Source organism: Dysgonomonas termitidis, assembly GCF_054657735.1.
Genome location: NZ_BAAHYD010000003.1, coordinates 955,553 through 975,757, shown reverse-complemented (window position 1 = coordinate 975,757; position 20,205 = coordinate 955,553). Strand labels below are relative to the sequence as shown.

10 protein-coding genes are annotated in these 20,205 nt (G+C 38.9%); 5 read left to right on the top strand and 5 right to left on the bottom strand.

Annotated elements, in window-relative coordinates; genetic code table 11:
- Window positions 1-16: 16 nt before the first annotated feature.
- The 4 genes from ACYQ3L_RS24980 to ACYQ3L_RS24965 all read right to left on the bottom strand — a co-directional run bounded on the left by ACYQ3L_RS24980 (window position 17) and on the right by ACYQ3L_RS24965 (window position 6,728).
- Window positions 17-1,003 carry a redoxin domain-containing protein gene (locus tag ACYQ3L_RS24980; protein ID WP_379996526.1) on the bottom strand — a complete coding sequence of 329 codons (987 nt, stop codon included), beginning with the start codon at window positions 1,001-1,003 and terminating at the stop codon, window positions 17-19.
- A gap of 2 nt (window positions 1,004-1,005) precedes the next feature.
- Window positions 1,006-2,487 carry a RagB/SusD family nutrient uptake outer membrane protein gene (locus ACYQ3L_RS24975; protein WP_379996528.1) on the bottom strand — a complete coding sequence of 494 codons (1,482 nt, stop codon included), beginning with the start codon at window positions 2,485-2,487 and terminating at the stop codon, window positions 1,006-1,008.
- A gap of 36 nt (window positions 2,488-2,523) precedes the next feature.
- Window positions 2,524-5,709, bottom strand: coding sequence for a SusC/RagA family TonB-linked outer membrane protein (locus tag ACYQ3L_RS24970; protein WP_379996531.1), 3,186 nt, complete (start codon window positions 5,707-5,709; stop codon window positions 2,524-2,526).
- 83 nt (window positions 5,710-5,792) lie between these two features.
- Window positions 5,793-6,728 (bottom strand): hypothetical protein, encoded by a 936-nt coding sequence (locus ACYQ3L_RS24965; protein WP_379996534.1) that lies wholly within the window; start codon window positions 6,726-6,728, stop codon window positions 5,793-5,795.
- 1,130 nt (window positions 6,729-7,858) lie between these two features.
- On the opposite strand from ACYQ3L_RS24965, the gene ACYQ3L_RS24960 reads away from it, so the two are divergent.
- From ACYQ3L_RS24960 to ACYQ3L_RS24940, 5 genes are all read left to right on the top strand, one after another.
- A complete protein-coding gene (locus ACYQ3L_RS24960) occupies window positions 7,859-9,490 on the top strand; it encodes a helix-turn-helix domain-containing protein (protein WP_379996536.1) in 1,632 nt (543 codons plus the stop codon).
- A 157-nt stretch (window positions 9,491-9,647) separates the two neighbouring features.
- On the top strand, window positions 9,648-12,911 hold the full coding sequence (locus tag ACYQ3L_RS24955) for a SusC/RagA family TonB-linked outer membrane protein (RefSeq protein ID WP_379996538.1): 3,264 nt from the start codon (window positions 9,648-9,650) through the stop codon (window positions 12,909-12,911).
- A gap of 21 nt (window positions 12,912-12,932) precedes the next feature.
- On the top strand, window positions 12,933-14,345 hold the full coding sequence (locus tag ACYQ3L_RS24950; RefSeq protein WP_379996540.1) for a RagB/SusD family nutrient uptake outer membrane protein: 1,413 nt from the start codon (window positions 12,933-12,935) through the stop codon (window positions 14,343-14,345).
- Between the two features lie 20 nt (window positions 14,346-14,365).
- Complete coding sequence (locus ACYQ3L_RS24945) at window positions 14,366-15,541, top strand: redoxin family protein (protein ID WP_379996542.1); 1,176 nt, start codon at window positions 14,366-14,368, stop codon at window positions 15,539-15,541.
- Window positions 15,542-15,555: 14 nt separating this feature from the next.
- Window positions 15,556-17,502 (top strand): protein-disulfide reductase DsbD family protein, encoded by a 1,947-nt coding sequence (locus ACYQ3L_RS24940; RefSeq protein WP_379996544.1) that lies wholly within the window; start codon window positions 15,556-15,558, stop codon window positions 17,500-17,502.
- A gap of 291 nt (window positions 17,503-17,793) precedes the next feature.
- Here ACYQ3L_RS24940 and ACYQ3L_RS24935 read toward each other — a convergent pair whose 3' ends face one another.
- Window positions 17,794-19,809: a hypothetical protein gene (locus tag ACYQ3L_RS24935; protein WP_379996546.1), complete on the bottom strand. Its 2,016-nt coding sequence runs from the start codon at window positions 19,807-19,809 to the stop codon at window positions 17,794-17,796.
- Between the last annotated feature and the right edge of the window lie 396 nt (window positions 19,810-20,205).

The window sequence follows — 20,205 nt, the reverse complement described above, 5'->3', positions numbered from 1 at the left end:
TGTTCCTTTATACTGATTAGTTCAGCAAATCATTTAATGTCTTTCCTAATTCTTCACCTCTTATATTTTTAGCGACTATCACCCCATCCTTATCTACAAGCAGATTGGATGGAATCGCCCTTACCCCGTATAATTTAGCAGGCTCACTATCCCAATACAGAAGGTCTGAAACATGCGTCCATGTCAGGTTATCTTTTTTTATAGCTGCCACCCAGGCTTCTTTACTTTTATCCAGTGAGACCGCAAAAACATCAAAGCCTTTTCCTTTATACTCATTATACACTTTCACAACATTTGGATTTTCTCTCCGGCAAGGGCCACACCAGGATGCCCAGAAATCGATGAGAAGATATCCTTTTCCCAGACGATCGGACAGCTTTACCGGATTTCCGTCAGTATCTTTAGCTGTAAAGTCCGGAGCCTGTTTTCCGACAGAAACTGACTCCAGTGTTTTCGTCAACTCTTCGAGTACCTGCACATAAGGAGTTTTCCACAATGAGGAATCAAGCAACTGGATATTCGTCTTGATCTCATCGGGAGATAATCTGTACGAAAAATCCCGATACAGAGCATATGCCGAAACCAGCGATTTAGGATTCGCTTTAATAAATTCATCTATCTTAACCCCTCTCTCTTTTTTATAAGCTACAAACAAGTCCTGCAGCGCGGAACCTGTGACTACGCTATTACGGTAATAGGATGATGAATCCAGTTTTACAACAACAGGATCTTTGTCAAGGAACAGAAGCAATGAGCCTTTGGCCGTATCTAATGTCAATCCATATATTTCCGGCAATTGCACATTTTTCGAAAAACTGAATTGTCCGTCTACAACATCAGCAGAATCTATTACGCGATACATTTTATTTTCAAACTTCTGCAAATATACTTTTCCCTCCGAAACCCCTTCTACACTACCGTTTAAGGATAGTCCCTCAGGCTCTCCGGTTCCACAGGAGAATGTGACCAGAGATATTAATATTAATAGGATATACTTCTTCATTTTCAGTTATTTAAGTTGGGATTATTATTAATTTCATTTACCGGAACAGGAAACAGATAGTACGGACTATTCGGAACTAATGCCGTTTTATCAGGAAATGTCCATACATAATGGCCCTTTATAGCTATTACGTTCCCTCCCGGCAGAGCATATGTTTCTGTTGATTCTCTTCTATCGGGGGCTATCTGCAAGCGTAGAATATCGGGTAGACGAAATCCTTCTCCCCAAAGTTCGCGGCGACGTTCGACCAGAATTTCGTCTATCAATTGACTCTCCGTATAATCCGATGCGGAAATCTCTTCCAGGTTCCTTTTCACGCGTAATTCGCTCAATGCCGTTGCAGCTCCCGTAAGATCATGGTTACGGGCTTTTCCTTCAGCTTCTATAAGTACCATTTCTGATGAACGCATTAACGGAATATGACCGGACTGATCTGATTTATTGATAAATTTCTTGTATTTATACCAGCGGTACATCGGGTCGGTCTCTTTTGTAACAAGTTCAAACAATGAGAATCGTACATCCTGGAGGCTGAATAATTTCCTGAAATTCGGATCAGGCATAATACTCCGGTAACCGGTAGCCGGCGTCACATCGAGATACGCGAAATACGAGGCTCCTCCCAAATTCTGATCAGCTGTTTGAGGATGTCCCCATATCCATTCCACATTACTTACATCATTGAAGCCCTGTGTATATTGGCTCGCTTCCATTACCGGATAGCCGCTCCGGGCTTCAGCCGCATATTTTGCAGCCAGCTCCCATTGCCCTGTAGTGAGATAGGTTCTTGCAAAAAGACCTTTTACTACATTAATATCGGGACGGTTTTTTACAGAACGCCTGAATCCGGTGAGTAATTTTTCCGCTTCTGTGAGATCGGAAATCACACGTTCATAAACTTGCTCTACCGTAGCTTTCGGATTAGGAACGGAACTTGGCACGGTCGGCTCTGTATATATAGGGACTGCTTTAGCGTTCTTATCCTTCAAGTATGTGAACTGATACTGACGGACGAGGTTCAGGTAAACGAAAGCACGCAGCGCATAAGCTTGTCCCTTCAAATACTTCTTTTCTTCATCCGTACCTTGTGCTGCATCTACTTTTGCAATGATATTGTTTGCATTATCAATTATTTTATATTGCAATGTCCAGAAGAAAAGAGCGCGGCGTGTCGTATTATCATACGGATCACGATAAGGATAAGAATCCCTGTATCCGTAAACTCCGTCACGGGCTATAGCATCTTCACCCATTACCTCCTGTGTGAGTAATATTGCGCCATACCCCGGATTATCCTGCGATGTGGCATTCTCCATCAGATAACGCAAAGTCCCGTTGACTACTGCATTTATATTAGATGTCGTGGAATATGTTTCACTTCCGGTCAGGTCGCCCGATGGCGAGGTTTCAAAAAAACTGTCGCTGCAGGAAACAAATAGTACCGATGAAACAAACAATATATATATAATCAATTTTGATTTCATAATCGTCCTTTTATTTATTGGTTATTATTGTATGCGTTAAAATATTATGTCTATTCCGAACGATAACGACTTTTGAGCAGGATAACGGTAAAATGTAACACCATCTACGGCCTGTTCCGGGTCCATTCCTCCATGCCCGAAAAATGTCAGAAGATTCTCAGCATTAGCTCTCAGTTTCACCTGTTTCAGCTTTGCATGTGACAATACGGATGCAGGAAGATTATAAGTAAGATTCAGATTTTTCAGACGCGCATATGTAGCATCATATAAGAAGCGTGAGGAAATCGAGTTCCAGTTTGTAGTTGTAGTCGTAAGACGGGGGTAATTGGTATTGCGGTTCTCAGGCGTCCATCTGGTCAAAGCTTCTTGTGTCCATGTCCGGCCCTGATTGTTGCCTGTATGGGCAATCATCACTTCGTCGAGATCGAGGACTTTCCCTCCAATGCTGTACGACAGCAGGAAAGACAGCTCAAATTGTTTGTACGTAAATGTATTTGTTATACCTCCATATACATCTGGTAATGAACTTCCCTGAAAATATTGATCGGCATCTGCATACACATTCGTGGTAGTGCGTCCCGATATCACCTTATTCCCGTTCGCATCCGTTACATATTCATTCTTGTACCATAAAGCATCGCCATTTTCGGGATTTATACCTGCCCATTCGCGGATAAAGAAATCATAGACAGAGCCTCCGACAATCATTTTCTTTGTAGATCCAAGCTGCCCGATAGCACCGGCGATAATCTCTTTTTGAGGAAGTTCTGTTATTTTATTCTTATAATGTCCGAAATTAAGGCTCACATCCCATCTGAGATCTTTGTTTCGTACAGGTACAACCTGTATTTGCCCTTCGATCCCTCTGTTTCGTAATGCTCCTATATTTGCATCTATTTGCCCGAATCCCTGCGATGGAGCAAGCGGCCGGCTAAATAAAAGATCCTTTGATTTGCGTTCATATATATCTACCGATGCCACCAGCCTGTTATCAAACGCTGCAAAATCAATACCGAAATTGAGGTTAAGGTTTGTTTCCCATTTCAAATCCGGGGTTGGAAGTCTCGAACTGATCAATCCCGCTTGTCCTAAACTATTGTAAATAGAGTATAAATCCTGATAGGCGTAATAAGTACCGAGATTATCATTCCCTTGCGCTCCATAACTTGTACGGACGGTCAGATTGTCTATCCATTTTACAGGAGCCAGAAAATCTTCTGATTTTGCATTCCACGAAGCACCGACCGACCAGAAGTTACCCCAGCGCGAATCTTTGCTGAACCGGGATGAACCATCGCGACGAAAGCTGGCCGATAAATAGTAACGATGCAGATAATCATAATCTATTTTACCTAAATAACTCGCTAATTTATAGTTATCCGCTGCTCCGGTAAAACTGTTCAATAATGAAGCTGCTGCCGGTTCTTCCTTATCGAGAAAACCGAAGTTACTACGACTTCCCGACAAAGAGGATACATTATAAACATATACTTCGGGACCCGCAAGTATATTTATAAAGTGCCTGTCTTTGACATTGAAAGTATAATCCAGAAAACTATTCACCGTATAGCCGACAGCCCTGCTGGAACCTTTGCTTACAGAACCCCCGTTACTGATACCGGAGCCATAGGCAGGATTGGTGTATGAATGACTGGTACGTGCATTGTAATCAGCATTGACGCTATTCTTCCACTTCAAACCTTCCAGAAATGTAATAGTTGCATTTGCCCTGACTGAAACTATATCTTGTTTGTTGTCATATTTATTATATTTGGAACTGCCTAAAAGATTGTTTCCTGTCGCTGCCGAGCTCGGACGGTAATTACCATAGTCATAGATTTTGTCACCATTCGTATCAAGGACATACGACCCATCTGCATTCCGTTCATAGATCGGGTATATATCCGCTACTAAACGTTGGAAATTGGCAAAGTTACCCTGACTGCTGTCTGTTTGCGGTGGAGCGCTCTGTTTACTGGTAGAAGCAGAGATTCCGAAGCCGGTCTCCAACCATTTGTTTACTGTAGAAGTTACATTCGCACGGGTGTTGAACCGTTCGAAATCGGAACCTATTATAAAACCTTTTTCATTCAGATAGCCTCCCGAAACGAAGTATTTTGAATTATCGCTCCCGCCGTTCACACTCAAATCATATTGTTGGCGTATACCGGTACGGGACAAGGCGTCAGCCCAACTGTCATTCCATAATGGCTCTGCTCCGGCCAAGATTTTTCCATCAGTGCCTACCGGCTGCGGATATTGTGAACCGAATGGATTTATCTTTAGTGATCCTACCAGTTCGGCCGATGCATACAAAGCAGCGTTTTCCGCCGACTTGCCCTGATCCAACTGGTTATTGCGAATAGCCTCCCATTGCAGTTCATAGTATTCTTTAGTTGTAAGCGTTTTGTAATCTTTAATCGCCCTTGAGGTAAATCCGATAGAGGATGAGAATGCAACCGTCGGCTTCTGGTTAGATGCACCTTGTTTGGTACTAATGATAATAACACCATTTGCCCCACGGGAACCATATAACGCACTCGCCGTAGCATCTTTCAGTACAGATATCGACTGTATATCATTTGCATTAATGGCACTTATGCTACCTGCAAATGGTGCCCCATCCACTACATACAAAGGAGTACTGGATGCATTAACAGATCCTACTCCCCGCAAAAAGATGGCAGCATCGCTTCCGGGCTGTCCGGCCGACGATACGGATTGAAGCCCGGGAATAGCTCCTTGTAAAGCCTTGCTGATATTCGTTACCTGCAATTTTCCTATATCTTTATTACCGATAACGGCAACAGCCCCGGTGTAGCTGGATTTTTTAGCTGTCCCGTAACCGACAACTACAACTTCATCCAGTACATTCTGATTTTCCGAAAGCAAGATTGTAATTTCTTCACCGGATTCATAGACATCTATTTCCTGCGTTTTGAATCCCAGAAATGAAACAAGAAGTGTAATCGGGAACAGCTTATTCTCCGACAACTGGAATTTACCATCATAATCTGCCTGAACGGCATTATTGGTCGACTTCACTTTTACCAGAGCTCCCGATACGGGAATTCCGCTGCGCTCATCCAATACTTTTCCTCTAATTACTGTTTGCCCCTTTGCCGGGAAAGAAAAGAAAAGCAGGAAAAACAGGGATAGATAGAGATATTTTTTCTCCTGTAAGAGTAAATTTTTACCCTTATATAATTGTATATTTGTCATGTTCTAATGCCTTTTTAGAATATTAAGTGCTTCTTTATCCGGCTGCAATTGGAAAGGGAAGCACTTTTTCATATATTAAACGATTATTTCAGATTCATTGTATATAATACTTTTTCCAATTCTTTTACCTGGTATGTAAGTACTTTCTCATCCGGGGTCAGAATACCATAATCATGGTTGAATGTTTTGCCTTCTGTCAAAACCCATACAAGGAATTCTTTCACCGTTTTGTTTCCGGGGGAGTATGCAAAGCCAATGTTATCTACAGGGATCAAATCGATAGGCTCCGACTCCAATAACTCAATCATGTTGTCTATATTGACCGATTCCGTAAAATAGTTGCGGTATTCTTTTTTCACATCCAACGGAAGAATAGTGATATTGTCTTTCAACGCACGGGTATTAATGTCGAATATATTGCCCAAAGCATTGAATGTGACACCCGTTCTATCTTTCTGTATGGCATTTATGAGAAACGCATCATCGCCCGAAATCTTTTTACCTTTCAGGCTTGAAGAAGTATATCCGAAATATGACGCAAAGCTATGTGCTACTGATTCGTTGTTATTTCCCGAATATACAGTTATATCATAATCCGGTTTCGCCGGATTTGTGTCTTCGCTAAGTATATCCTTTTCAAAGAATAAATCTTTAATCCTTTTATCATTTAACTTTTTCTTAGAAAACTCAGCGAGTAACGGATTGTTCTTCCCTATAACAGGTAAGATGGCATATCGTCCGAAAAACAGGATTTGTTCGCCAATCTGCAACCCATTCTTGCTATTATTGGATACCACTACTTTTAAGGCAATATTTTCAGCCTTTATACTATTATCCGCCAGCTTGATCTGCGCCTGAGGATTCACCTTTGTGTATTCATCTATCCATTTTTCAATCAGCGGTGATGCAAAACGCGAGCTTTTGATATATATGGTTTCGTTTATATCATTTTGAGCAAATACCGGAGAGGAGATAAAAAGGACAACCAATATCGATTTGAGAAACTTCATTGTTTTCATATTTCTTCTATGTTATTGTTTTATATATTGTTATATAGAATTATATACCTTTATTCAGGTAATATTATTATAGAACCCTGCCCAGGGGGAATATAGGGAGATTTTATTTCTGAAAATAAAAAAGAGGTAAGATATAGCGGAAGCTATAATAAAGGCTCAGAAGCAACAACACATGGACATTCGCATGCCGGAGATAGTAGAGGGAGTAAAAAAGATAGAAGTAGAAGTAATCGTCAGAAAATCATGTATTCCGGAGGAATCATAACTTTTATCTTTCTGTCGTTTGATAAATCTTTTCATTTTGCTATTTTTTAGAAATTTAAAATCTTTTTGTTATTTGATTTTCATGAAACAAAATTAGGCTTCACCATCATTATATAAAATACCATGATGATGGTATTTTTATACCATGCATTAGGTATATCTTACAAAACAGAGAGTAAGAGTAGCATATTTTTTTATATTATAAGAATTATATTTTGAGAAGATTAGTAAACATTCTGTTGATATCACTAGAAAAATTACAAATCTCATAAATAATATGAATATACTAAATATACCGAAATCAGGAAAAGAGATCCTTTGTGTTTTAGGAAAATATTTAAAGATTCAAACTATCTTAAGCCTGCATCTGATTACAAATAACCATTAATTGTTATAAATTCAGAGAGATTCATATTCCGGTTCAACAACACCATCTGAAATGATTTCCTCATAGCCGATAGAGTTATAGATATCTGGCATCAGACAGCACAACAATCTTATAATAAACAGTTTAACAAGAAAACTACTCTGTAGAATGCAAAAACTAAGAGCTCATACAACACTCTTCACACTATCGTTTTTTGACATTTATTGTATTTTTGAATCTGTATTAACTTGTGGATATATTTTTTTTTAGCTTTATTTACACAAAATAATTATATCAGTATTCTTTCTAGGTTGCAATCACACTAAACTCTTCTTCCCTCTCTATGTGTAATGTTTTTGTCTCGAAACGTGTTTTTATAATCATAATATTTTTATTGTGCGGTTTCTTATATGTCTTTTCACAACAGGGAGAGGCCGTAAATAAAGTTATTGTAAAACTAAAGACAGAATTAGAGAAAGACATAACGGATAAAAGGTCATTGAAGAAAATAAGTGAACTATTGATTAACAGCGGCGATTACAATCAAACTATACATTATGCACTGCTTTTGGATAGTGTAGCTCAACTAACCAATGATGAAACTGCTAAGATGTACTCCTATATATATCTGGGTCAGGCTATGGTGATGAATGGAGAAGAACGGAAATCCAAGTATTATATTGATAAGTCTCTGGAACTGGCTACAAAATTATCCAACGATTCTGCATTAGCATCTGTATATAACGGATTAGGGCTGTATGCATCTAATATAGAAATGGATTATTACAGGTCTGTTAATTATTTCTTTCAAGGCATCGAAGCCGCAAAACGAAGTTCTCACGAACGTTTATATTCAATATTACTATGCAACATATCCGGAATATACTATCTGAAAAAAGATACGCAAGGCCTCAAATATGCGTTGGAATGCTATACTTTGGGACACGAAAAAGGTGATGCCTACCTTATTTATTGCGGGTCTACCAATTCGGCTTATATGTTCTTCTTGTTGGAAAACTATGACGAAGCACTGAAGTATATTAAAGAAGCTGAATTTATTACTGAAAAAAATAATTTCCACGACAAAACGAATTTATATAACTTATACGGAAATATATTATTCAAGTCGGGTGATAATAAGTCTGCAATAGAAGCTTATAACAAGGCTTTGAAATTTAAAGACCAATCGCAAATATCTTCAGTAGCCAACACATACCTTAGCTTGTCAAAAGTTTTTATAAAACAAAAACAATATAAAGAATCTGTTGCATTACTCGAACTTGGATTAGATCTTTCGATCAAGAACAAAAATACGATTCATGTACCGGAATTATATGAGTATATATCCATATCTTATGAATTAGATCACGATTACAATAATGCATTGAAATATTATAAAATTTTCCAATCCTTTTCAGATAGCATATACAATGCAGAGAAAGAACGTTCCTTAAGCGAACTAAGAATAAAGTATGATACTGAAAAGCATGAAAATGAAATAAAACAGAGTAAGTTGAGTTTGCTACAGAAGGAAAAAAGATTCCAGCTACTCCTTTTCGCTTTTATCCTGATCTTTCTTATACTAGGAGGAACCTACATTTCTTATTATAAAAAAAACAAATTATACCTTCAAATAGTAAAAAGAAATAAGGAAGCCATAAAACGTGAAGCGAACCTGAGGCAGCAAATAGACGAATTCAGGAATAGGATAGGAAAGGAAACCGGTACAGAAAAATATTCCGTATCATCGATGAGTGAGGAAAAAGAAGTAAAGCTATACGGAGATTTGACCAACCTTATGAGAAATGAACATATATACAAACAGAATGATTTGACAAAAGAAAAGCTGGCTGCACTATTAAATACAAACAGAACTTATTTATCGCAGGTCATAAACAAATATTCCGGTTTGTCATTTACTCACTTCATTAATACCTTTCGTATAGAGGATGCTGTTCATGTCTTGTCCGACCCCAATAATGATATTCCGCTTAAAGCTCTTTCTTCCGATATTGGGTTTAATTCTACGACTACTTTCTATACGGCGTTTCAGTCTTCGGTTGGTATGACCCCATCTCTATATAGGGAAAAAGTACATCAGCTGGAAAAGCAAGAACGAAAAAGACAATAACCGAATGCTCTCTAATCAACGATAATTATATCATTTTATCACTAAAAGTTTTACAAAAACAACAATTGCCAATATTGACGCATCATTTTCAGTTGTTTTAACAATTGTTTTCTTTTATTTTACCTTCTCGCATGTATTATTTGAAATAAGGTCTAATATGAAGAAAATTGTAGCTTTTAGTATTTTTATGATCTTTATCTTATTTAATATAGATAAAGCTGATGCACAAAACAACACGAAATCTGAATTTACAGTTTCCGGAATTGTTACTGATGAAGACCAACTCCCGATAATAGGAGCGGTCATCTCAGTAAAAAAAGATGGAAAAATTACAGGTGGCGCAACAACGGATACAGATGGACATTATACTATAAATGCCAGGTCGGAATCAGATTCTCTTATATTCTCGTATTTAGGATATATTCCCCGGAATTATATTATAGGAGGAAGGAGGGTTCTGAATGTCGAGATGCGATCATCGATAACGGGTCTGGATGAAGTAGTTGTTACCGGTTATCAGACTATATCGAAAGAACGGGCTACCGGATCTTTCTCTAAGGTAACATCAGGAACACTTGACAAACAACGGCTGAGCGACCTCAATACACTCCTTGAAGGGCAGGTTGCCGGTTTTACCGGAGGATTACTGAGGGGTACAACTTCAATGTATGGAACAACACAACCATTATATGTGGTAGACGGTTTCCCTATAGAAAATGTCAGGTATGATGCATATACCGGCAAAGCAACAGAAGGCCTTCCCGAACTTAATATGGAAGATATAGAAAGTATTACAGTATTGAAAGATGCCGCTGCAACATCGATTTATGGAGCCAGAGCAGCAAATGGAGTCGTTGTTATTATCACAAAAAAAGCATCAAAAGGGAAAGTGCAGGTATCTTTCTCCAGTACGTTCACCTTTTCTCCATATTCTTATTATAAAGACGGATTAACCAATTCAGGTGACATTATCGATATAGAAAGGGAATGGGCTTCAAACAATAAATCATTACAAGGTACCGATGCCCCGGCTTATGCTCAGCGTATGCTTGATTCCCATATATATCCGACCCAGGGGATAACATATATTCTTAATTATTATGCCGGAAAGATATCCGAAACTGAGCTTGAACAGAAATTAAACACTCTCTCTGCGCAAGGTTACAGCTATTATAATGATGTAGAGAAATATGCTAAACGAAATCCATTTTATCAGCAATATAATCTGTCGGTAGGAAAAACAACAGATAATAATATGTTCAAGACCTCCATTACATATCGCGATAACAAGCAGGCAGACCGTTACACCGACGATCAGTCAATAGGTGTTAACATTACAAATAACCTTGAGGTAACCAAATGGCTGAAACTAGACATCGGAACTTATAATTACTACCAGAAGCAAAATAAACAATCTTATGATGCCTTATCTCCGGGATACAAGTATATGCCTTATGATGTACTAAAAAATACAGATGGCAGTAATTATACGTCATTAGCTTCGTCACGGTTGACTAAAGATAATTATGCGCTGATAAGCGATTATGGTTTGTATAATATGGATATAACTCCGCTTAACGAACTGGGTCTGAATAGAGCGAAAACCAACAGTTTTCAAAACAGGACTTATGGCAGATTAAACATAGCATTTGCAGAATGGCTCAATTTCAGTAGCATGTTCCAATATGAATATGGTTCTGACCAGTATTCTAAACTATCAACCAAAGATTCTTACGCTGTACGGTCAAGGGTGAATAATATGGCTTCGCGGACAAACAATACAACAGTATTTAACATTCCATATGGTAATATTTATAACACGGTTGATTTTTATTCTAAAGCATACACATTGCGCCAGCAACTCAATTTTGATAAAATTTTCGGCCAGAAACATCAGGTAACCGCTTTGATCGGAAATGAGATCCGCGAAAATAAATATGAAATATCCAACAATACATTATTTAACTATGATCCTGATATTCTATCATATACTCTTATCGATGCAGCAACATTAGCTAAAGGAGTAAGTCCTTTCTGGGGAGGAACATTCTATTCTTCAGACATTGCTTCCAGGAGTGAAGTGACAAACAGATTTGTTTCTTATTATGGAAATGCAGCTTATTCCTACGATGATAAATATTTATTTACAGGAAGTTTGCGTTGGGACAGGTCCAATCTTTGGGGAACAGCCTCCAAATATCAAAACAAGCCTATCTGGTCTACCGGCTTGGGCTGGAATATAGATAAAGAATCATTTATGACCATTGGATGGATAGACCGCCTTAAACTGAGAACTTCCTATGGGATTGGTGGCAATATCGCGAAAGACAAAGCCCCGTATATGGTTGCTTATTACTCAACAAATGCAAATGTGGGAGGAACTCAGGGATCTATATCTTCTCGTCCCAATCCTTCATTATCATGGGAAAAAACAACCACAACAAATTTCGGTATAGATTTCGCCTTGTTTAAAAACAGATTAAGCGGGACTATAGAATATTATAATAAATACGGTAAAGACCTGCTTTCGAGCACAATGGGGGTACCAACTGAAGGATTCGGCTATTCCACGTATCAGATCAATAATGGTGAAATGAGAAACAGAGGTGTGGAAATAACCTTATCCGGAGATATTATCCGCACTAAAGATTTTACTTTAAACTCTACTTTAATTTACGGATACAATAAGAATAAAGTAACATATGTGAATGTTGAAGCACCCGTTTACTATCTTCAGATAGACTATCCGACAGCTTATCCCCGCATAGGAAATCCATACCAGGCTATATATGCCTATAAATGGGCCGGACTCAGCGCCGACGGGCTACCTCAGGTATATAATGAAAAGGGAGATGTTGTATCCTCTGTGCCTACCAGTCTTGATGCGATTGTATATGCAGGTACTACAGTACCGGTTCATAGTGGTTCGTTTAGCAGTAATATACGTTATAAGGATTTTGATTTATCGTTTATGTTGATATATGAAACAGGACACAAAATGCGTAATACCTTCTTGCCAACATTAGGTACTTCATATTCCAGCGCAGCTTATTCTTATATAACCAATATTACCGCAACCAACAAAGATATTGTAAACCGTTGGCGTACCTCCGGAGATGAAGCTCATACAAATATACCTCGCATTATTTTTGCAGAAAGCCCTTTCTATAGTAGTGATCTGTATAGTATATATGCCAATGCGGATATAAATGTAATTGATGCAGCCAATCTCAGATTGAGTAATATTTCCCTGTCATATAGCGTTCCTGCACATATTTGCAAGAAGGCATTCCTGCGAAACGCACGTTTACAGTTCAATATAGAGAACCTGTTCACTCTCACTAAAAGCCATGAGGCCAAATACCTGCTAGGCGGATACAATAGCCCTAACTATGTATGGGGGTTATATTTAAACTTTTAAATAATTAAATACAATTGATATATGAAAACCAATATATTTCCCATAAAATTATTATTTGTATTTGTTCTTACCTTGTCATTTACAGCATGTAACGATTACCTCGATATTCTGCCGAAGGGTGAAAGAATTCCTACTACCCTTTCCGATTTTGAGGCTTTGCTAAGAGATGAGTATGGAGCCCACAGGCTGGATGCATCCAATGCTATTAATCTACTGAATGACAGATATCAGACAATTGCTAATTTGAATTACTATCCTTTAACCAAGGCAAATTATATGTGGGATGAAAATGCAAACCGCATAGAGCTGAATAATTCGGATGAAACAATGTATTACGCCACTTATGCCTCTATCTCTACATGTAACCTGATTATAGGACATGCACCAACTGCGACAGAAAGCACAGATGCTGAACGTAATGAAGTGATTGCCTATGCAAAAGTACTACGTGCTATAAATTATTTTTATCTGGCAAATTTCTATGCTGAAACTTATCAGGAAAATAATGCTGCCACTAAAAACGCAGTACCCCTTATAACAAATGCTAATATCGGCGCTTCGTATCAACAACTGACCGTAAAAGGAATATACGATTTTATCCTAAATGACATGCAGGAAGCCTTGCCTTTCCTGAAATCTGAATCACCAACCCCTTTACATCCAAACTTAGGTGCGGCTTATGCATTTTATGCACGTGTGTATCTACAGATGAGCAATTATACGAAAGCCCTGGAATATGCAAATCTGGCTTTAGCCGAAAATAGCCAATTGTATGATTGGACAACGTATTATTCAGAAAATAAAACACAGATAGAAATTCCTGATTCATACACCACGACAGCTTCACCAACAGGGCATTACTATATTGAAAATTATTATTTCAGGCATGGAGCTTCATCCTATTCTTCAACAGAAAATCCTATTTCTGTCGAACGCAAAGCTAAATTTGAAGATGGGGATGCCAGAGCTGCTGCTCGCTGGAAAGTCAGAACTGTAGGGACAGAAACATATTGCGTAAGTACTACCCGTGGATTTTTCAACGCAGGAGGCATCACTACTACAGAAGTTTATCTTATTAAGGCGGAATGCCTTGCCCGCAACGGGAAGTACAGCGAAGCAATGAATGAGCTCAACAGGGTCCGGGAAAAACGTATTTTATCCGAAAAATATGTGCCACTTACAGCTTCTAGAGAGGAGGAAGCTATAGAATATATCCGTCGTACGAAAGACAATGAATTAATATTGACTATTATTCCTTTTGCCGATGCACGCCGATATAATACTGAGAGTAAATATGCCCGTACACTGAGCAAAATGGCAGACGGACAAACAATTTCACTGTCACCGGCATCTCACATGTGGACAATGCCTTTCCCTATGGGAGCAATTAAGAATCCGGGGAATGGTACAATTATACAAAACGTAAGTAAATAATAATAAAAAACATAATCGTCATGAAAATTTTAAAGAATTTATCGGCTTTTTTAATAGCAAGTACAATAATGATTTCTTGTACTGAAAAACCAGCTACATCATACACCATTGAGGGAAACCTTCAAGGCACACCGGATGGGGCTAAAGTTGAATTAATTCCGGGAGCTACCCATAAGGATGAAAAACCTGTTGCAGAGTCTGTCGTTACAGATGGGAAGTTTACATTTACAGGAGCCACCGATGAACCCCGGATATTTTATATACATATAGCTGAAAGCCGGGGCTTGGCAAAACTTATGGTTGAAAATGGGAAAATCAAATTAACCGGAGATGTAAAAAAGAATGAACAGGGCGATATTATTAATTATAATTTCGACGGTATAATAGTAAAAGGGAGCAAATCACATGACCTTTATCTGCAAAAAATATCTCCGAGAAAAATGTTGGACTCTTTATACACTGCTTACCATGATAATAATAAGGAAATATCGGAAGCTATCGGTCAGGCGCGTGCAGCCAAAAATAAGGCTCTGTTGGACTCATTAAACCAAACTGATGCGGCAAAGAAACTGGCTGCAGATGAAAAAAACTTCTTTGAAACTGTAGAAAAAACGATGAAGGGTATTATCATGGATAATAAAGATTCATGGTGGGGTCCGATGCTGATGCTGGATGTTATGAGTTATTTTACCGAAGAACAAAATCCTTGGTATGAAGAGTTTTCTCAGGAAGCAAAAAACAGCCATTATGGGAAAATCCTAAAAGCAGAATTATTTCCTGAAGGATTTGTAGGAAAGGCGCTGCCTGCATTTAACCTCGTAGGCAAAGACAATAAAGGAACAACTGTGGGAGAAATAAGCAAAGGTAAGAAATATACTCTTGTCGATTTTTGGGCGTCATGGTGTGCTCCGTGCCGCAAGGAAATACCTAACCTGAAGAAATTATATGAAAAATATTCATCGAAAGGATTTGAGATCGTTAGCATTTCAATAGATAAAAAAGAAGCCGACTGGGAAAAAGCCCTTAAGGAAGAAAAACTGGTATGGCCTAATTATCTGGATACGAAAGGCGCTAGTGATGCCCTTAATGTGAAAGCCATCCCGGCAATGTTTTTAATCGATGACAAAGGCATCATTATCGCAGAAAAAATAAGAGGTGAAGAGTTAGAGCAAAAACTTGCAGAGTTGTTTAAGTAAACGATAAGTAGCCTATGAAAAGAATATTCTTTGCATTATTATTTTCTTTTTTTACTATCGGTTCCATAGCTCAGATTCAGGAACCTGTAAAATTTTCGGCCGAACTGAAAATTACTTCAGATTCAGAAGCGGAAATAATTTTCACAGGAACGATCGATGATGGCTGGCATGTTTATTCTACCGGATTACCATCCGGAGGGCCAATTTCCTCATCCATTACGATAGAAGAAATTAAAGGAGCTGAAACAGATGGGAAACTTACATTCAGAGGCTCAGAAATTAAAGCATTCGATAAAGTCTTCGAAATTAATCTTCGTTATTTTGAGAAAAACGTAGTATTTGTTCAAAAAATAAAGATTACGGCCCCCGTATATCAAATAAAAGGGTATCTCGAATATGCAGCATGCAATGAGGAAAGCTGTTTGCCGCCGGCAGATGTTTCTTTCAATTATACAAACGGGAATGTTGAGGTTGCAACCGGGAACAGTCAGACTGGTGTTTCCGGTGTATCCGGCCTATCGGAGGTAGGTTCAGACTATTGGGCTCCTGTCATCAAAGAGTTGGATAACTTTGGCGAAACATTTGGAAAAGGTGATATACCCTGGATGTATATATTTATTACCGGCTTTTCAGGAGGGCTGCTTGCATTATTCACTCCTTGTGTATGGCCGATAATACCTATGACCGTGAGTTTCTTCCTGAAAAAGAATAAGGACAGGAAGAGAGGTATCAGGGATGCTGTAACCTATGGTGTATCTATAATTGTGATATACGTTCTTCTGGGCTTGGCCATAACTCTGATATTTGGGGCCAGTGCGCTTAATGCGCTATCGACAAATGCAATATTCAATATATTGTTTTTCCTTATGCTGGTTATATTTGCTGCGTCATTCTTCGGAGCTTTCGAAATCACACTGCCTTCCTCTTGGAGTACCGCAGTAGACAGCAAAGCTGAGAAAACCGGAGGACTTATAGGTATTTTCCTTATGGCATTTACTCTGGCTTTGGTTTCATTTTCCTGTACCGGGCCTATTATAGGGTTTCTGTTAGTAGAAGTATCTACGACCGGGAGTATTGTGGCACCGGCCATTGGGATGCTAGGATTTGCAGTAGCTTTGGCTTTGCCCTTTACATTCTTTGCTTTATTTCCGTCCTTTCTTAAATCAGCACCGAAGTCCGGTGGATGGATGAATGTGGTAAAAGTCTTTTTAGGATTTATAGAACTTGCATTCGCCCTTAAATTCCTATCCGTTGCAGATCTTGCGTATGGTTGGGGAATCCTTGACAGGGAAACATTCCTCTCGCTATGGATCGTTATATTCGGCCTGTTAGGGATATATATGCTCGGCAAGCTCAAATTTCCCCACGATGATGACGGTACTAAAGTCAGTATCCCGCGTTTCTTTCTCGGCTTGTTTTCTATTGCTTTTGCAATATATATGATACCCGGATTATGGGGAGCCCCGTTAAAAGCGATCAGTGCTTTCTCTCCGCCGATGAATACTCAGGATTTCAATCTGTATACAAAAGAAGTACATGCAAAATTCGATGACTTCGATATAGGTATGGAGTATGCAAAAAAGAACGGGAAGCCTGTCATGATTGATTTTACCGGATATGGGTGTGTAAACTGCAGAAAAATGGAATTAGCGGTTTGGACCGACAGTAGAGTAAGCAAGATCATCGATAATGACTATATACTTATTACATTATTTGTTGATGATAAACGCCCATTGCGACAACCGATATCAATTACCGAAAACGGAAAAGAAATTACACTTAAATCTATTGGAGACAAGTGGAGTTATCTACAACGGATAAAATTTGGCGCAAATGCTCAACCATTTTATATACTGCTCGATAATGACGGAAAGCCTCTTAACAAATCATATGCTTATGATGAAAGTATAGACAAATATGTCGAATTTCTGCAAACAGGCCTGAATAATTATAAAAAGTAAATAATACTCTTTTCTTACAGATGATCATAGAGGGAACTTTATAGTGTTGATAATACTGAAGTTCCCTCCATTACAACAGATTTTTCAGAGGAAAAATATTTCCAGCTACAATTTCCGCCCTAATGTTTTTTCCTGTATTGTCCATAGCCTGTAATAAATCATTTTTAGAGATTAGTTCCTCATATGAGCCTTGTTCTACAATACGGGACTTTCTTCCATTACGATTATAGTATCGGAAAAGGAGGTAAATAAACAAATAGATAAGTACCTCCTGATATCCTTCATATACTATTACTTCTTGTCGAAATAATTCGAAACCCTGTCGGGACTCAGCATCTGCCAAAGAGAAGCGACAGTCCAGCCGGGAGCAAAAATATCATTGTAAAAACCTTTGCCGTTCTTCCCGTAATCCCAATGAGTGTGTTGTACAACTTCGGGATAATAGCCGACTTTACCTATATCGAACATATGTCCTTCCACAGGCATCAGTTGGAGCATCGAGCTTTTTATTACAGATGAAAATTCAGAGAATCGAGGCTCTTTCCTTTCCACTGCCAGCCAATCGAGTATAGTGGCAAATTCGAAGATAAATACATCGATATGATTATTTTCAACCGATACATTACCCCAGCCTCTCGACTTAAAGCCTACATCACCCAGCATTTGTCCCTGGGCAAACGGTACGTCCCACATATAATACCACGAAAGACAGAAATACGCCGACTCTTTGCACAGGTCGATATAATGCTCACGCTCTTTACCCTTGGTTACAAAAGAAAGGTAATACATCGCCGTAGACGCGTAAAGGGATGCTTCTTTGTCCTCGCAATTAGCATCGAGTGTGGATGAAAAATAATCCGATTTGGAAATCAGTTCTTTTTCGAGATAAACCGCGGTTTTTCGTGCACTCTCCAGATAGTTTTTATCCTTAAAATAGCTATAAGCCATAGTCAGCGGCAGTGTTGCGGATGGTGTACTGCCTCCCGAAGCATCTGTAATATTAAAATTATCATTAAACTTACGCGGGAAGCTTCCGTCTGCCCCTTGTAGTTTAAGGAAATTTCCAAGTATGTTTTTAATCCTGCTCTCCCACTCAGGGTGCGAGCGTCCCTTTTTCTTCTCGTATTGAAGATAGTTCAGGATGGAGAACACCCCTTCCGACTGGCGGCGAATACTGTAAACATTAGGCTCGGCATTATGAGAATAGTCAACAAATTCGCGGAAGAAGCCGTTGGGAGTAAACCCGTTTGTCAAATAACTATCAAGTACTGCATTGGCCTTCCGTACTAAATCGGGACGATTATTTTGTTCCCCATATTCCAATGCATTGAATGCATTAATCAGGACACGTCCCACAAACCCAACTTCGGCAGAGCCTGTGCTCTTGCAATCATCGGTACGCAAATGTACACCGGAAAAATATTTCAGATCATACTTATCCACGAAACTTTCTGTAAAGAAATTGGTCATTACCTTTTTTGCCGACTCCGCATTATACCCGGTTTCAACTGTCTGAGGCTTAAATCTGTCGTATGAATACGTCCATACATCAGAAACAAAAGCAGAGTAATCTTTTACATTCCCCTTTCTGACTTCCCATACAAGATCGCGTGTCTCACCTTTTTCGAGTTTTTCGAAAGCCTGCACAGGTGGGATCAATGTTAGTTTGCGGACATATGCCTTTGGTGCTTCGTGGTAAGGAAAGCCAAATACCAAAGTCGAATTCTCGTCAATATTCCGGAAACCAGTATAACCAATTGATGTTTTCCCAGACAAGATGACCTCACCCGAAGCATGTTGAGCAATAGTCTCGTCCGCAAACTCATCGATCCTTAGTATAGTATAGTAATCGCCTGATTTTTCATTATATATTCCTGTAAGAGGAGTGCTCAGCCGGTCCTCTCTTACCTGCCAGCTATCGCTCGTATGGAAAGACGGGGCTTCCTTAGGAGAACGCATATTGCGGTGATACCAGAATCCCGGCATATAGAACTGGCAATCGCTATGCTTCATTTCAGGCAGCAGATAGGCCTGACTGAAATTGTAATAAGCCTTTTCTTTTGCTTTAATACTAACTGTGATACGGACAATACCGCCATCTGATGTTAGTTTCCTGCTTATCTGCAAAGGCAAATCCGATTCTGACTCCAAATTACCATCCTTATCGGCCGTCAGCTTATATGTTACTGATTTATTGCCGGGAACCTTTATCGAAATATTACTTGACAGCTGTTTGTCTATGGAGTTCGCATTTACGCAAAGAACAGATGCCACAGCAGTAATAAACAATAATACTTTCTTCTTCATATTTTAGTAAAATTTATTTGTAACGTGAATCAGCGGTTAAAACAGTAAACAGCAAACAATTAACAGTTAACGACTTGTTAAAAGGTAACAAAAGTAACAGATATATCAGCCAGTGATTAGCACTTATTGGTCAACAGTTAGCAGTTATTAGCCAACAACAACTATTTCATAGCCTTATTACCACCCGCTTTCAACTGTCAACTAAAAAAGGTAACAAAGGTAACAGATATATCAGTTAACAGTAAACAGTCATCAGTAAACAGTATCGTGGTCTGTCATGCTGAGGGAAACGAAGCATCCCGTCAGAGAGTAGTTAACAACCTGTCTCTCGTATCTTTCTCCCAAAAGGTAACAAAGGTAACAGTATTTACAGTCATCAGTCAACAACTCGTAAGA

What these genes read in the sequence shown, in the direction of transcription:
- ACYQ3L_RS24980 (WP_379996526.1), bottom strand. Translation starts at nt 1,003, where the DNA reads ATGAAGAAGTATATCCTATTAATATTAATATCTCTGGTCACATTCTCC.
- ACYQ3L_RS24975 (WP_379996528.1), bottom strand. Translation starts at nt 2,487, where the DNA reads ATGAAATCAAAATTGATTATATATATATTGTTTGTTTCATCGGTACTA.
- ACYQ3L_RS24970 (WP_379996531.1), bottom strand. Translation starts at nt 5,709, where the DNA reads ATGACAAATATACAATTATATAAGGGTAAAAATTTACTCTTACAGGAG.
- ACYQ3L_RS24965 (WP_379996534.1), bottom strand. Translation starts at nt 6,728, where the DNA reads ATGAAAACAATGAAGTTTCTCAAATCGATATTGGTTGTCCTTTTTATC.
- ACYQ3L_RS24955 (WP_379996538.1), top strand. Translation starts at nt 9,648, where the DNA reads ATGAAGAAAATTGTAGCTTTTAGTATTTTTATGATCTTTATCTTATTT.
- ACYQ3L_RS24950 (WP_379996540.1), top strand. Translation starts at nt 12,933, where the DNA reads ATGAAAACCAATATATTTCCCATAAAATTATTATTTGTATTTGTTCTT.
- ACYQ3L_RS24945 (WP_379996542.1), top strand. Translation starts at nt 14,366, where the DNA reads ATGAAAATTTTAAAGAATTTATCGGCTTTTTTAATAGCAAGTACAATA.
- ACYQ3L_RS24940 (WP_379996544.1), top strand. Translation starts at nt 15,556, where the DNA reads ATGAAAAGAATATTCTTTGCATTATTATTTTCTTTTTTTACTATCGGT.
- ACYQ3L_RS24935 (WP_379996546.1), bottom strand. Translation starts at nt 19,809, where the DNA reads ATGAAGAAGAAAGTATTATTGTTTATTACTGCTGTGGCATCTGTTCTT.